The organism is Pandoraea sputorum (assembly GCF_000814845.2).
In the GTDB taxonomy this organism is placed as follows: domain Bacteria; phylum Pseudomonadota; class Gammaproteobacteria; order Burkholderiales; family Burkholderiaceae; genus Pandoraea; species Pandoraea sputorum.
On the sequence record NZ_CP010431.2, the window covers coordinates 2,811,011 to 2,826,084 of the forward strand.

At 62.9% G+C, this 15,074-nt stretch carries 14 protein-coding genes and 1 pseudogene; 10 read left to right on the plus strand and 5 right to left on the minus strand.

Annotated features, from left to right (window positions below):
• Positions 1 to 3: 3 nt before the first annotated feature.
• The 4 genes and pseudogenes from NA29_RS12415 (at position 4) to NA29_RS12430 (ending at position 4,931) form a co-directional block, all read left to right on the plus strand.
• Positions 4 to 1,251 (plus strand): efflux RND transporter periplasmic adaptor subunit, encoded by a 1,248-nt coding sequence (locus NA29_RS12415; RefSeq protein ID WP_039398511.1) that lies wholly within the window; start codon positions 4 to 6, stop codon positions 1,249 to 1,251.
• Positions 1,252 to 1,256: 5 nt separating this feature from the next.
• On the plus strand, positions 1,257 to 2,738 hold the full coding sequence (locus NA29_RS12420) for an efflux transporter outer membrane subunit (RefSeq protein ID WP_052252882.1): 1,482 nt from the start codon (positions 1,257 to 1,259) through the stop codon (positions 2,736 to 2,738).
• 9 nt (positions 2,739 to 2,747) lie between these two features.
• Positions 2,748 to 3,422 (plus strand): heavy metal response regulator transcription factor, encoded by a 675-nt coding sequence (locus NA29_RS12425; RefSeq protein WP_039398512.1) that lies wholly within the window; start codon positions 2,748 to 2,750, stop codon positions 3,420 to 3,422.
• Between the two features lie 31 nt (positions 3,423 to 3,453).
• A pseudogene (locus tag NA29_RS12430) lies at positions 3,454 to 4,931 on the plus strand (heavy metal sensor histidine kinase).
• Here the strand turns inward: NA29_RS12430 and NA29_RS12435 are convergent.
• The gene (locus NA29_RS12435) at positions 4,919 to 5,500 is read right to left on the minus strand and encodes a hypothetical protein (RefSeq protein WP_039398516.1); all 582 of its coding nucleotides are present in this window, start codon (positions 5,498 to 5,500) and stop codon (positions 4,919 to 4,921) included. The pseudogene NA29_RS12430 and the gene NA29_RS12435 sit on opposite strands and share 13 nt — an antisense overlap.
• Before the next feature lie 125 nt (positions 5,501 to 5,625).
• The gene (locus NA29_RS12440; protein WP_052252883.1) at positions 5,626 to 6,246 is read right to left on the minus strand and encodes a hypothetical protein; all 621 of its coding nucleotides are present in this window, start codon (positions 6,244 to 6,246) and stop codon (positions 5,626 to 5,628) included.
• A 700-nt stretch (positions 6,247 to 6,946) separates the two neighbouring features.
• Between NA29_RS12440 and NA29_RS12445 the strand changes: the two genes are divergently transcribed.
• From NA29_RS12445 to NA29_RS12475, 6 genes are all read left to right on the plus strand, one after another.
• Positions 6,947 to 7,651 carry a DUF2092 domain-containing protein gene (locus tag NA29_RS12445; protein WP_150777260.1) on the plus strand — a complete coding sequence of 235 codons (705 nt, stop codon included), beginning with the start codon at positions 6,947 to 6,949 and terminating at the stop codon, positions 7,649 to 7,651.
• Between the two features lie 898 nt (positions 7,652 to 8,549).
• Positions 8,550 to 8,966: an alternative ribosome rescue aminoacyl-tRNA hydrolase ArfB gene (gene arfB / locus NA29_RS12455; protein ID WP_039398518.1), complete on the plus strand. Its 417-nt coding sequence runs from the start codon at positions 8,550 to 8,552 to the stop codon at positions 8,964 to 8,966.
• A 123-nt stretch (positions 8,967 to 9,089) separates the two neighbouring features.
• On the plus strand, positions 9,090 to 9,377 hold the full coding sequence (locus NA29_RS12460) for a helix-turn-helix transcriptional regulator (RefSeq protein ID WP_224786784.1): 288 nt from the start codon (positions 9,090 to 9,092) through the stop codon (positions 9,375 to 9,377).
• 69 nt (positions 9,378 to 9,446) lie between these two features.
• On the plus strand, positions 9,447 to 10,742 hold the full coding sequence (locus NA29_RS12465; RefSeq protein WP_039398522.1) for a type II toxin-antitoxin system HipA family toxin: 1,296 nt from the start codon (positions 9,447 to 9,449) through the stop codon (positions 10,740 to 10,742).
• Between the two features lie 113 nt (positions 10,743 to 10,855).
• Positions 10,856 to 11,476 (plus strand): DUF2239 family protein, encoded by a 621-nt coding sequence (locus NA29_RS12470; RefSeq protein ID WP_039398524.1) that lies wholly within the window; start codon positions 10,856 to 10,858, stop codon positions 11,474 to 11,476.
• Positions 11,477 to 11,699: 223 nt separating this feature from the next.
• Positions 11,700 to 13,130, plus strand: a complete 1,431-nt coding sequence (locus NA29_RS12475; protein WP_197701877.1) for an MATE family efflux transporter — start codon at positions 11,700 to 11,702, stop codon at positions 13,128 to 13,130.
• On the opposite strand, the gene NA29_RS12480 is transcribed toward NA29_RS12475, so the two are convergent.
• From NA29_RS12480 to NA29_RS12490, 3 genes are all read right to left on the minus strand, one after another.
• Positions 13,028 to 14,242, minus strand: a complete 1,215-nt coding sequence (locus NA29_RS12480) for an MFS transporter (protein WP_039398526.1) — start codon at positions 14,240 to 14,242, stop codon at positions 13,028 to 13,030. The genes NA29_RS12475 and NA29_RS12480 overlap by 103 nt on opposite strands.
• Positions 14,243 to 14,614: 372 nt before the next feature.
• Entirely contained in the window at positions 14,615 to 14,851 is a 237-nt protein-coding gene (locus NA29_RS12485) for a ChaB family protein (protein WP_039398528.1), read from the minus strand.
• A gap of 29 nt (positions 14,852 to 14,880) precedes the next feature.
• Entirely contained in the window at positions 14,881 to 15,036 is a 156-nt protein-coding gene (locus NA29_RS12490; protein WP_072633275.1) for a DUF3309 family protein, read from the minus strand.
• Positions 15,037 to 15,074: the final 38 nt, after the last annotated feature.

Below are 15,074 nucleotides of genomic sequence, written 5' to 3' on the forward strand. Positions count from 1 at the left end.
GACATGACCGAGAAACATCACGCCGAACTGGCTATTCCAGAGCACGATCCTGCCGACGGCCGGCAGTTGCCTCCGCGTCACGGCGAGTTCCGTCGCGCGAAGGTCGTGCTGATCATCGTGGCCCTGCTGTTGGTCGCAGGTGCTGCGCGCACCACCATCTCCAACGTCCTGCAACGCCGTGCCGTCGCCAGCGTGACGACACAGAACGCCAGGCAATTCGTGAGCGTGGTGACGCCACAAGCCACCGCCGCCAGCGAGACGCTGCTGCCCGCCACCCTGCGCGGTGCGGTGGAGTCCCCCATCTACGCCCGTGCGACGGGCTATCTGCTGCATCGCTACGTGGACATCGGCGCGAAGGTCAAACAAGGTCAGTTGCTCGCCGACCTCGATACGCCGGAAATCGATCAGGAACTGGCGCAGGCCATCGCCCAGCGCAATCAGATCAACGCCAGCCTTGGCCTGGCCAAGTCATCGCTTGACCGATGGCAGCAACTGCGTCAGCGCGATGCCGTGTCGCAGCAGGAACTGGACGAACGTCAGAGCACCTACACCCAGGGCGTAGCGAATCTCGCTGCGGCCGACGCCAACGTCAAACGACTTCAGCAACTGGAATCGTTCAAGCGTATCGTCGCCCCGTTCGACGGTGTGATCACGCAGCGAAATGTGGACGTCGGCGATCTCATCGCGGCGGGTAGCGGCAGCGCGCAGGCAATGTTCTCGCTGGCGCAGACCGACCCGCTGCGTGTCTATGTGCAAGTGCCGCAGGCCTATGCGCAGAGCGTGTCCGTCGGTCAGCCGGTGGTCGTGACACAAGCCGAACTTCCCGGACAGCACTTCCAGGGCAAGATCACACACGTGTCCGGCGCCATCGACGTGGCGACGCGTTCGCTTCAGATCGAAGCCGCCTTGCCGAATCCGGACGGAAAACTGCGCCCCGGCGCGTATGTGCAACTCGCGCTGCCCGGCGCCGTGCAACCCCATCTGAGCGTGCCATCCAACGCGCTACTGTTCCGCGCCGAAGGCCCGCGTGTGGCGGTCGTGGACGATCAGGGCGTCGTGCATCTGCACAAGATCGTGATCGCGCAGGATCTCGGACAGACGCTGGAACTGGCCGATGGCGTGTCGCCCAACGACCGCGTGATCGTCAATCCGAGCGATTCGGTGGACGACGGTGACCACGTGCAAGCCAAGGCGCTTGAGGCCAAAGGCGGCACCAAACCCGCAGCCAAGGCGCAGGGAGACCAATCGTGAACCGCATGGATCACGACAGCCGGCGTCACCGCCAAAGCGGCATCCGGCTCAGCGCAACGCTGCTCGCCGTCGCCACGGTGCTGAGCGCATGCGCCGTAGGCCCGGACTACCATCGTCCGAAAGTCTCGACCCCGCCCGTCTGGAAAACAGACGGTTACTGGAAGGTCGCGCAACCGTCGCGTGCTGCGATGCAGCCGGACTGGTGGAAAGCGTTCAACGAACCGGCGCTCGACGCCCTCGAAGACAAGGCGCTCGCACAGAGCCAGACGCTCGCCGCCGCCGTCGCACATTACGATCAGGCACAGGCGACGCTGTCCGGCATCTCGGCACAGCGGCTGCCGGAAGTCGATGCCTCGTTCGGGCTGGCGCGTCAGCGCATCTCGGCGAATCGCCCGGTCACGAGCTACTCCTCGAGCAGCATGTCGACGGTGCAGAACAACGTTCAGTTGGGACTGGGCGTGAGCTACGACACCGATCTGTTCGGCCGGATTCGCCGTCAGGTCGAAGGTGCGAAGGCGTCCGCCGAACAAGCGGGCGACGATCTGGCGAATGCGCGGCTGGTCCTCACGACACAGCTCGCCACCAGCTACTTCCAGTTGCGCGCGATCGACGCCGAGATCAAGGTGCTTGACCAGTCTGTCATCTTGCAGAAAAAGGCGCTCGATTACGTGAGCGCGCAACACGACCTCGGCGCGGTCTCCGGGCTGGACGTCCTCCAGCAGCAATCGCAACTCGACACCACGCGCGTACAGGCTCGCCTGCTGCATCAGCAACGCGACCAGTACGAGCATGCCATCGCCGCACTCGTTGGCGTGCCAGCGCCAACGTTCTCAATTCCGGAGGGTGTGCTGCCTGCAACGCTCCCCCAGATTCCGCTCGGGGTGCCGAGCGATGTGCTGCAACGGCGTCCGGACGTGGCCTCGGCCGAGCGCAGCATGGCCGCCGCAAACGCGCAGATCGGCGTGGCGAAAGCGGCCTTCTTTCCTAGCCTGATCCTGAATCCCGGCATCGGCTGGCAAAGCACCGAGTTCGCCAACCTGCTGTCTGCCCCCAGCCTGCTGTGGACGCTGGGCACGTTGGCGTCGCAGGTCGTCTTCGACGGCGGACGGCGTCAGGCGGGTGTCGATTACGCCAGCGCGGGCTATCGCGCCGTGGAAGCGAACTACCGTCAGACCGTGCTCACCGCCTTCCAGCAGGTGCAGGACGGCGTGACCGGCCTGTCGGTCCTCAATGCCGCCGCGCAGGAATCGCACGCGGCCGTGGTCGACGCCGAGCGCCTCCTGAGTCTGGCGAACGACCGGTATTCGGGCGGGTTGACGGCGTATCTGAGCGTGATTACGGCGCAGCAGGCGGCGCTGGCGAGCGAGCGTCAGGACGTGCAGATCCGGGGACAGCAACTCGTGCTGTCGGTGGCGCTGGTCAAAGCACTCGGCGGCGGATGGCAGCCCTCGGAGACATCCTCTGACTCGTATAATGCGCAAAGATGAGGTGACGACATGAAAGTGCTGATCGTTGAAGACGAACAAAAGGTAGTGGACTATCTGCGCTCGGGGCTGACCGAGCAAGGCTGGGTGGTCGATGTTGCGCTCGACGGCGAAGAAGGCACGCACCTCGCGCTGGAGTTCGATTACGACGTCATCGTGCTTGACGTCATGCTGCCTAAGCGCGACGGCTTTGCCGTGCTCGGGTCGCTGCGCGAGCGAAAGTCCACGCCCGTCATCATGCTCACCGCTCGCGACCATGTGAACGACCGGGTACGCGGCCTGCGCGAAGGGGCCGACGACTACCTCACCAAGCCGTTCTCGTTCATCGAACTGGTCGAACGTTTGCATGCACTCGCCCGTCGCACGCGCGTGCAGGAGTCGACGCTGATCTCGGTAGGCGACCTGTTCGTCGATCTGATCGGCCGCCGGGCGACGCGCGACGGGCACCGGCTCGATCTCACCGCGAAAGAATTCCAGTTGTTGTCGGTGCTTGCGCGCCGTCAGGGCGACATTCTCTCGAAGACGGCCATCACCGAACTGGTCTGGGACGTCAACTTCGACAGCCATACGAACGTGGTGGAGACCGCCATCAAACGGCTACGCGCCAAGCTCGACGGCCCCTTCACCACCAAGCTGCTGCACACCGTGCGCGGCATGGGCTACGTGCTGGAAGTGCGCGAGGCCTGAGCGCCCCGCCCTCCACGCCAGCGACGTCACCGTGAAACACTCGATCTCCCGCCGCCTTGCCGCCATGTTCGCCGTCGTGGCGCTGTCGGTGTTTGCGCTCGTCGGTGCGGCGTTGTATCTGGTGTTGCGCGTTCAACTGGAACGGCACCTGCGTGAGTCGCTGGACGACCGCGCGCAGATCGCGCACATCATCGTTTATCACGGCGCCACGCCCGAGAAGTGGCAGATCGTGCGGGAAAAACTGAGCGACATGACCCCGCGCGACGGCACCACGACGTACGCCGTCTCCAGTGACGACCCAAGGTACACGTTCGGCACGCCTGTCAGTGGCATGTTCGTCAAACGGCTATCCAACGGTTATGTGCGCCTGAGCCCGGACGTCGGTGGCGACGACATGCTCACGACCCGTGAGATCCTTCCGCCTTACGGTGCGCGGCCAGCCGTCACACTGCAAGTCGCGGCCAGTTATTCCCCAACGAGCAGACGCTACGCGCATTCGGGCTAAGTCTCGCGGCACTCTCCGGATTGGGCGCGCTGGGCGTGCTGCTGCTCAGCTACTCGGTGACGCGCCTGGGCCTCTCGCCGCTCACGCGACTCACGCGCGAAGCGTCCGAGATCCGGCCGGACAACCGCTCGCAACGGCTCGTGACCCGCTCGCTGCCCGTGGAACTGGACGAGCTCGCGCACTCGTTCAACGGCGCACTGGCCCGGCTCGACGGTGCCTACGAACGCCTGGAATCGTTCAATGCCGACGTTGCACACGAATTGCGCACGCCGGTCACCATCCTGATCGGACAGACGGAAGTGGCCCTTACGCGCGACCGCCCGGTCGAGGAACTGCGCGTGTTGCTGCAATCGAACCTAGAAGAACTCGGCCGCATGCGCACCATCATCAACGACATGCTGTTCCTCTCGCGCGCCGATCAGGGCGAACGCGCGACGGGACTGACCGCCGTGTCGCTGGCGAGCGAAGCCGCGCATACGCTGGAATTTCTGGAGTTTCCGCTGGAAGAAGCGCAAGTCACTGCGCGGCTGCACGGCAGCGCGTTCGCGCAAGTCAACAAGGCGTTGTTCGGCCGCGCGCTGGCCAATCTGGTGATGAACGCCATCGAGCATTGCGCGCCCGGGGCGAATATCGACGTGCGCATTACCACCGGGATCCCCGACACCGCCACCGCCGTCGAGCCGAACCGCACCCGTCACGTGCGCATCGAAGTCGTCAATCCGGGGGCGGAAATTCCGGCGGACGTGCTCAAACATTTGTTCGACCGGTTCTACCGCGCAGAAGCGTCGCGCACCAATAGCCGTGAGAATCACGGCCTTGGGCTGGCCATCGTCAAGGCCATTGCGGAAATGCACGGCGGTACGGTGTGGGCACACAGCGCGAACGGCTTCAACGCGTTCGGCTTTTCGGTGAGCTATCGTGAAGACGCGGGTGCCGCCGGTACGCCACCCGCCACGTCTTCCGCTGCAACGACACCGACTCAACTCGTGCGTCAGACGCCGTGACGCCCCAGGCTGCTCGCCTGCTGCATGACATGCGGCGCAAACACGGTGAGCGTCTCGCCCAGTGCCTCGCGAGCATAGGCGGCGGCCACCGTCATTTGCGCCAGACGCGCGCGTAGCTCCAGATTTTCCCTTTCCAGATGCTGCACGCGGCGCATGGCGTCGGCCACGTCGGCGACACCGTCACCGACCGCGCCGTGGCTTGCGGGCATCGCGTCGAGCAGCGTCATGGCACGTGCCAGATTCTGTTCGAGTTGCTGCGCCCAGACGGCATGCCCTGCGACGGATATTCCCCCAAAGGCCGGGATGACCGGGGCCTCGTACAGCGCGCGGGCGCGCACGATGGCTTTTTGCACGGTACCGGCGCTGGGACGACGCGTGACACCGGCCTGCGCCATGAAACGCAGATAGGTTTGCGCACCGTAGATCCGGCGCGCGGCTTTCCATGCATCCGTCAGGAAGGCATCGAGGAAGGCGGGGTTGTTGTGGGGGTGTGCGGCGTCCGCATCGCGTGCGGCGCCAAGCAAGGCAGCGTAGGTTGCATCGTCGAACTGCAAGGCGGACCGTGCCATGGCGATCTCCGGGTGCTTACCGTATTGGGGGGTATCGCGCCCCGGCGAGCCAACATCGGCTGACCGGGGACACAACGGTCAATGCGACTGCGCGCTGCGCGGCGCAGCCGCCGGGTGAAGCGACTTCAGGGCTTCGGGGCCGAAGCAGGTGCGGGCGGCACCCACTTCTTGGCGCGGCTCTTTGCTGACGGATCCGGCGTCACGGCCACGGCAATCGCTTCGGTGTAGTTCACCGTCACGGAGTCGCCTACCTTCACGCCTTCGAGCAGCTTCGGATCTTCCACATTCACGTCGACGGTGCGGTTCGGGCCGCGCAACGTCACGACATTGGACTTGCGGTCGATACGTTGCACCGTCGCCACGACCTTCAGATTGCGCGCGGCATCGGCGGCGGGCTTTTGACCCGGCGTCGCACGGTCGGCCCCTTCGGTCAGCACGCGGCTGCGAATGCCGTCGCCCGGCGCGACGGAAATGGCGACCGAGCGCTTGAACGCCACAATGATCTTGTCGCCCTTGCGAATCTGATCGAAATTATGAACATCCGGGCCAACGATGAAGGTGACCGGCTTGCCGTTATCGTCGGCCACCTGAATGGTGCGATTCTTGACGTCCACGCCCAGCAACGTCGTGCGGAATTCGACGACGTCGCCCGCAACGATCGGCGCCGGACGCGCCGCATCCTGTGCGTGCGCCAACGTCCCCAACGACAACAGACCGGCCAGAATCATGGCGTTCGTGAGCTTCATGCTGAGTCCTTTTGTTATCGATGTATGCAAATGCCGATCGCAGCTAATGCAATCGGTTTCGCAAATTAGTTAATTATCCAAACTAAAACACCAGGCATTCTGCCGACTGCGTAGAAACCCGGATGTTTCCATCGGATAGTAACAAAATAATTCAAAGCCGCAAGTCTCTTTCGAATTGCATACCAAATTCCATCATCGACTTACGTAATCAAAATTATCGACAAATTCTCACGAAATCCCTTAACACTCCCTGAATATGGGGACTGCAAATATCGTACTTTGATGTAGATCAACCTTTCTTGACGATTCATAGGGTAATAGATTTCGTTTTTGCATCGATTCCGATACAGCTTGTTACAAAATTATTCATGAGATTCAAGTAATTCTTAAGCCGTTTGGATGATGGCTTCGCAGCTTGACAGTTTGCAATCCGAATCACTATTCTGAATTTACATACCTCGCGCCATGCCGCATCGGTATTGCCTGCAATTCATGTTTGCACGCCATCTGGCGTCGCGTCCGCACGTGTTGGTCGTCCCGTTCAATTCCACCATTCGAATGAGGTCACACAGTGCTCTTTTCATTCTCCCGACGAAAAATCCGGCGGCAATCACCCCGTAGTGTCAGGCTGGTCCTTCTGACGGGCGCGCTGCTAGCCGCCGCACCAGTATTGGCACAGGCCCCCGAATCGGACAGTGCTTTGCCAGTACAAGGCATGCCGGAAATGCAGCAAGGCGCTGTCGATGCGTTGACGACAATGAGTCGGTATTTGCGTTCGCTCAAGCGATTTCAGGTACACGCGGATACCGTGACCGATGCCGTGTTGAGTACTGGACAGAATGTCGGTTTTCTTCACCAAACAGAGCTTTCCGTTCAACGCCCCGATAAGGTCCGCGCCGTCGTGACGGGTCAGGCACGCAATCGCGGGTTCGTCTACGACGGCAAAACCTTCACGCTTTACCAAGAGTCGCAAGGCAAGCGGTATTTCAGTCAGGCCAGCGCGCCACCGACCATCGACGAGCTGATTCGCGATATCGACGAGAAATATCAGGTCGGCCTGCCGTTGGCCGATCTTTTCTATTGGGGGATGGACCGGGACGATGCCAGGCAATTGCGTTCGGCCCTATTCATCGGCCTTGACCGCGTGGGCGGCGAGTGGTGCAACCATTACGCGTTCCAGCAGCCCGACGTCGACTGGGAGCTTTGGATTCGGGTCGGTTCGCGCCCGCTGCCATGCCGCTTCGTGATCACGGATACGTCGCAACCGTCACGTCCGCGACATTCCGTGAATTACCGCTGGGATGTGAATCCGACGTTCCCCTCGGGGACCTTCACTTACAAGGCCCCGGCGGGCGCGCAACACATCGAGATGCGGCCGCCGTCTGCCGCAGGAGGTCAGCAATGAAGCGAACGACCTCTTCGGCAATCGCGTCGGCGAAGGCAGGCAAAGCCGGCGTCCTCACTTTGGCTCGTGCCACGTGCGTTGCCACAGCGACGGTGCTTGTCCTGACGTCCACGGCCAGTCATGGCTTCGGTTTTCGGGGCGGCGCGCGCACCAGCCTTCACGGTGGCGGTGGTGGTGGCTTCCACGGAGGTGGCGGGTTCCACGGCGGCGGAGCACAGCAAGGCAACTTGAGTGGTGCCACGCGCGGTGGCGGTCTTGGGGGCGATGGCGCGATGCACGCCAACGCCGGGGGCGGACAACCGCCCGGACCGGGACCTCAGCCGCATCCGAACCCCGGCCCAAATCCGTCGCCCAATCCTAGCCCGCACCCACCTGGCCCTGGACCCGGACCTGGACCTGGACCGCACCCGCCCGGACCTGGCCCCGGACCTGGCCCCGGACCTGGCCCCGGACCTGGACCCGGACCGCACCCGCCCGGGCCACCTCCCGGACCGGGGCCGGGGCCCGGACCACATCCGCCACCGCCTCCACCGCCTCCACCACCTCCACCACCTCCACCGCCCCCGTATTGGGGTTGGGGTGGCGGTTGGTATGACCCGGTAGCGGCCGCTGTCACGATCGGGGTGTCGGCAGCGATCATCGGCTCGACCGTTGCTTCGCTGCCACCGAGTTGCGTGAGCACTGTCGTCAACAACGTTGCCTATCAGCGTTGCGGCTCGACCTGGTATCAGCCGGTCTATTCCGGCACGACCGTCCAGTTCGTCGTCGTGACTGCCCCGCACTGAAGCATTCGTCTCAACGCGTATGTCGGCAGCACCGGATGTCATCTCCGGCGCTGCCGCATCGCTGTTTGCGTGTCGCTTGTGGGCGTCGCATCGCGAACGTTATCCTTGAGCCCATGAACCGTCGCATTCTTATCGCCCCCGAAGACGTCGAACTCACCGCCATGCGCGCGCAAGGCGCTGGCGGCCAGAACGTCAACAAAGTCTCCAGTGCCATCCATTTGCGTTTTGACGTCATGCGCTCGTCGCTGCCCGACGAAGTGAAAGCGCGCCTGCTCGCCCGGCTCGATCACCGCATTACGCAAGACGGTGTCATCATCATCAAGGCACAACAACATCGCTCGCAGGAACTCAACCGCGCCGACGCGCTGGCGCGTCTTCAGGCGCTGGTTGACGCGGCCGCCATCGCACCCCGCCGCCGCGTGCCCACGCGCCCCACGCTCGCGAGTCAGGTACGCCGCCGCGATGCCAAACAGGGGCGCTCTCGCGTCAAAGCATCGAGAGGCAAGGTACATTCCGGACACGAAGGTTAATGCTAACTTTCATTAGCATTAACAATGAAAAGCCAATCTAAATTAGCTTATTTTCACAAACCACCCAGAAAAATGCTAAGATAAATCATCATTTATCCTGAAAAGCACATGATGATGAGCTTCATGGAACCGCTAATTTCTGCCCGCAAGGACGCCGGACTGACCCAGGCCGAGCTAGCGGATCAGGCTGGGCTCTCGCGCATGACCGTGCAAAAAATGGAGTCGGGCGCACTCGATCCACGTATGTCGACCTTGCTGGAGACGGCGCGCGCGCTCGGTCTGGAACCGATGTTCGTGCCCGCCGCACTGCGTCAGGAAGTCGAAGCGTTTCTGCGCTCCGGCGGCAAATATCTCGCGCAGCCGAGCGGCGTGTCGGCCCCGCCGTCCATCGTGGAAACGCTTCGGGGCTAACCGACCCGACAAGCGCCCGCAGCATCAGCGGCACCATCGACGCATGACTGCCCGAACGAGACTCTCGCCATGAATATCAAGTACTTGCGCGCCTATCTGCACCAGCCGGACGGTAGCCGTCGCGCCATCGGCTATCTTTCGCAGTACGGGGACATCCTGCGCATGTCGTTCGACGAGGACTACATTGCGGACGCACGGCGCCCCGTCCTCTCGCTTGCCTATCGCGGGGCCAACGAGACAGCGACCCGCGAAATTCTCGCTTCGCCGCAGGACGTCCGCCTCGTGCGCACCGATGGTCGCTGGCCTGTGTATTTCGAAAATCTGCTCCCCGAAGGCCACAACCGCGAACGCCTCGCCGCCGAGCGTCATTGCAGCCCCGACGACGAGTTCGAACTGCTCGCCGCCGCCGGTCATGACCTGATGGGCGCATTGGAAGTCGAGCCGGTACCACCGCGCGAAGGCGTGCCGGACGTCGTGCACCGCTGGCACACCGCACTCGGACTCGAAATGATCGAGCCCGGCTTCGTCGACACGCCCGTGGAAGATGCAGCGTCGCTGCCCGGCGTCGTGACGAAGTTCTCCGCCATTCGCGACGGGCGCCGCTACATCGTGAAGCGTCAGGGGCGCGCGGGATCGGTCATTCTCAAGCTGCCGACCACGCGCCACCCCGATCTCGTCGAAAACGAATTCACTGGCTATCGGCTGTGCGAAGCCCTCGATCTCGACTGCGCAAAGGCAGAAATCATCTCGCGACACGATGCCGATCTGCCTGAGCAAGTGCCCTTCGAGCACATCCTCGCGGTGCCGCGCTTCGACCGGCTGCCCGATGGTCGGCGCGTCCATATGGAAGAGTTCGCACAGGTGCTGCAATACCCGCCGCGCAGCAAATACGGTCGCGGCCTCGACGTCGACTACACCACGATGCTGCGCGTGCTCGATCAGCTCTCCGGCCAGCCCGTGCGGGACGTGCGCGAGTTCATGCGACGTCTGATCGCGTTCATCCTGCTCGGCAACACGGACGCGCATCTCAAGAACTGGGCGTTGATCTATCCCGACGCGCAAACACCTCAACTCGCCCCCGTCTACGATCCGGTGTGCGTCGCAGCCTTCTTCCACAATGTACCGCTCTCGCACTACGGCGTGAACCGGGCCATCGACAAAACGCTACGCGCCTTCGACTGGCCCGCCCTCGAAGCGCTACTCAAAGGCGCCGGACTGCTGCGCGTGGGACGGCTGATGACGATTGCCCGCGAGACAGTTCATGAAGCGCAGGCCGTCTGGCCCACCTTGCTCGACGATGCACCGGGTGCCGTGAAGGCCACCGTGCTGGAGCGACTAAACGGTGGCGTGGCGCTGACCGCCTGAAACCACGCCTCTGCCGCTGCGCCAATAATATTACCCGGGTGATATTGCAATCCAAATAACATCCGGGTAATATTCGCCACATCGACCATCCGTCATCGTTATCGGAGTCCGTTGTGGCTACTCAATCTCTTGGCTATACCGTCTTTCGCGACAAGCGTCGCATCGCCTCCGGCTCACTTGCCGACGCCGCCATCGCCTATCAGCAGGCGATGCTCGCCGACCCGCACGCGTCGGTCCTCATCTTCGACAACCTGACGGGCGACACGCGCGACGTCGACACACGGGGGAGCGCCGCCGACATCCGTGCGCGCTACCCCGATGCCGCGACCGAGAGCCCCGCCAGTGCCAGCAGCGCATCCGAACCGGACGACGCCCCCAAAGGCCGTGGCCGCCCGAAGCTCGGTGTCGTGGCGCGCGAAGTCACGCTGCTGCCCCGTCATTGGGACTGGCTCTCCGAGCAGCGCGGCGGCGCGTCCGTCGCGCTGCGCAAGCTGATCGACGAAGCTCGCCGCGCGAATGCCGAGCACGATATGCAACGTCGCGCGCAGGAACGTTCGTATAGCTTCATGTCGACGATGGCAGGCGACCTGGCGCACTTCGAAGAGGCGTCCCGCGCGCTCTTCGCCAACGATCTCGACGCACTGGCCCAGCGCATCGTCGAATGGCCCGAAGACGTGCGCACGCATCTGATGCGCCTCACATCCACCGACGATCTGGTCGACGCGTTGGCCTGATCACGCCGTAGTCCTTCGGCGCGAGGGGACCGTCGCACCCCGATACCCCTCGCAGCCCCTCACAGATTTCGCTGATTTCACTGCTCACCGGGCGGACCGCCGTCCCGGATAGGCCTCGCTTTGCCTGTCGCTTTTGCGACATCCCGTTCGACGTCCGCTTTAACGACGTCCTTGTCTGACGTGTCCCGTCCGACGTTTGCGCTCTCATCAAGGAAAACGAACCATGACGCAACAACCCTCCAGACCACCGCAGCCGCCCAGGCCGCTCTGGAAAACCTGGCTCCTCATCGCCGTGCCGATGATGCTGACCAACGCGCTCCAGTCCGTGTCGGGCACCGCCGACGGCATCTATCTCGGGCACCTGATCGGCACCGATGCGATTGCGGCCGTCTCCGCCTTCTTTCCCGTCTTCTTCTTTTTGCTGGCCATCGTGATCGGTCTGTCTGCCGGCGCAACCGTCATGATCGGCCGGGCGTGGGGCGCGCAGGATCGTGCGCTCGTGCGCAACATTGCGGGCACGGCGCTCGTAATGATGTTCGGTGCGGGCCTCGTGATCAGCGTGCTGGGTGGCCTGTTTGCGACGCCGCTGATGCGCGTGTTCGGCACCCCCGCGCCCGTGTTCGATGCCGCGACGCTATACGCCCGCTGGATGCTCATCGGCATGCCCGTCATCTTTATGCTGTGGCTGACAACGTCGATGAGTCGGGGCACTGGCGACGCCGTCTCGCCCCTCATCGCGCTACTGATCGCGACGCTGCTGTCGCTGGGGCTGACACCGGCGTTCATCGACGGCTGGGGACCCTTCCCGGCATTGGGCGTGGCAAGTGCCGTGGCATCGACGATGCTCGCGTTCACCGTCGCCCTGCTCTGGATGGCCGTCCACTGGCGACGCAAGGGACATCCGCTGGCACCGAACGCAGATCTTTGGCGCGCGATTCGATGGAACCCGGCATTGGCGCGGGGCATCCTTCACATCGGCGTGCCGGCAGCGATTCAGATGCTGACGATGGCGATTGCCGAAATGGTGCTGCTGAGCATGGTCAATCGACACGGTGCGAATGCTACCGCCGCTTACGGCGCGGTCACACAGGTGATGAGCTGGTTGCAGATGCCGGTGATGACGCTGGGCATTACGGCGTCGATCCTGTGCGCCCATGCCATCGGCGCAGGACGCAGTGAGCGCATCGGCGCAATCGTGCGTACCGGTCTGTTGTGCAATCTCGGGCTGACCGGCAGCCTGATCATGGTGATCTATCTGATCGCGCCGACGATCCTTCGCGGCTTCCTGACCGATCCCGACGTGCTGTCGCTCGCGACGCACCTGCTCTACATCGTCGCCTGGAGCGTGCTGGTGATGGGAACCACCGCGGTGATGACCGGCGCCATGCGCGCGAGTGGCAAGGTGTGGGTGCCGACGCTACTCGGCATGATCGGGCTGCTGGGCATCGAAGTGCCTGCCGCGTGGATGTTCGAGCGGATCGCCGGACTCACCGGCATCTGGTGGGCGTATCCGCTCGCGTTCATCGCCATGCTGACGATGCAGGGCTTGTGTTACCGGGCTTTCCGGCGGGCATCGTGCCGCGCCCAGAAGAACATCACCATGCCGGCGCAGGAAAGCAAAGCGCCGACCCATCCGGTCGACGTCCAGCCGTAACCCGCAGTGATCGCAACGCCGCCGAGCCATGCGCCGGCGGCGTTGGCCATATTGAAGGCCGAATGATTCAGCGCCGCCGCGAGCGTTTGCGCCTCGCCTGCCACATCCATCAGACGAATCTGCAATGCGGGGCCGATGATGATGATCGTGCCGATCGCCAGCACGTTCACCCCAGCCAGCCAGGGGCTCGACGATGTGAACGTGAAGGCCACGAGCAACAACGCCGACCAGATCAGCGTGCCGCCGATGGCGCGCATCAACGTGGCCGCCGCCACCAGACGCGGGCCGATGATCGTGCCACCGACCATCCCTACGCCGAACAGCGCGAGATAGAACGGCACCCACGACTCAGGCACACCGGCGACTTGCATGAGCGTCGGCTTGATATAGCTGAAGACAGCAAACATGCCGCCGAAGCCAATGGCCCCGATTCCGAGCGTCAGCCAGACCTGCGAGTTGCGCAGCGCACTCAGTTCACGCAGCGGACTTGCACCATGCGGTGCGGGCGCGTCCGGCACCCAACGCCACACGAGCAAGGCCGTCAGTGCGCCGATCACCCCCACCATCACGAACGCCGCACGCCAGCCCAACCATTGGCCGAGGCCTGCGGCAATCGGCACACCGAAGAGTGTCGCGAGGGTGAGTCCGAGCATGACTTGTCCGACGGCATGCACGCGGCGATGCGGCGGCACAAGCGATGCACCGACCAGCGCCGCCACACCGAAATAGGTGCCATGCGGCAGACCACTCAGGAAACGCAACACGATCAGCGAGAGATAGCCCGGAGCGAGCGCACTTGCGAAATTGCCAATAGCGAACATCGCCATCAGGGCGATGAGAAACGCACGACGCGGCAGTCGCACGCCAAGCACCGCAAGCAATGGCGCGCCAATCACGACACCCAGCGCATAGGTGCTGATTGCGTGACCCGCCTGAGGAATGGTGATGTCCAGACCTTGGGCGACGTCGGGCAACAGGCCCATGATCACGAACTCGCCGGTCCCGATACCGAAGCCTCCCATGGCGAGCGCCACGAACGAAAGCCAGACGGGAATGGACGACGGAGGCAACGTTTCAGTCGCCTCGACGGGGAGAATTTGGGGGGAACTCATTGGGATTCGGAGATGACAGCAAGCGTGGATTTTACGCGAAGCTGCCGAAGTCTGCAGACTCACTGCGGCGTTGCAACATCATCAAAACGTCATAAATACGGCCAGATAACCTCTTTTTTGCATGCATCTACCGCATTGCAATATGACGAGCGACAACCATTACTCCAGAGCATCTCGCCACGCTTGCACACGCGTGCAAGGCACAAAAAAAAAGCCGGCCCAGTGGGTGGGCCGGCAAGCTACGAATGCGCTCCGATTGCGGGAATCGGATGCAATCGTATTGGGGGTCAACGGTGAGTGACACGTTGTGCGCGCCGCATGGATTTCGCTGCGCAGCGCTTCAGCTCACTCCCCGGAACAACTGGTCAGTGGTCAGTGATGCTTCGAATGCCACTTCCCGGACTTGTCATCCTTTTCATAAGTCTGTTTCACGGCGCTCCATGCCACTTTGTGCGCCGTCTCTTCACGCGATTCATGACCGCGCCGCTCGCCAGGATCCTTGTACTCATCCCAGGCCGAATTGAACGCCTTGAGATAGATCTCCTGAGCATGTGTCGGCAAGTTGTCTTTCACGCTCGCCGGTAAATCGTGAGTCTGTCGATACGGCATGACGAGTCCTCCTTGAATCGGGCCAATCGTCAGATATGCCCCATCACCACGAGCAACACCACGATCAGAACAATCAGTCCAAGACCGCCGGACGGGTAGTAACCCCATCCCCGGCTATGTGGCCACGCGGGTAATGCACCGACCAACAACAAAATCAGAACAATCAACAAAATAGTGCCAAGCATGACTTTCCTCCCTTGCCGATCTGACGACGACCGTCACC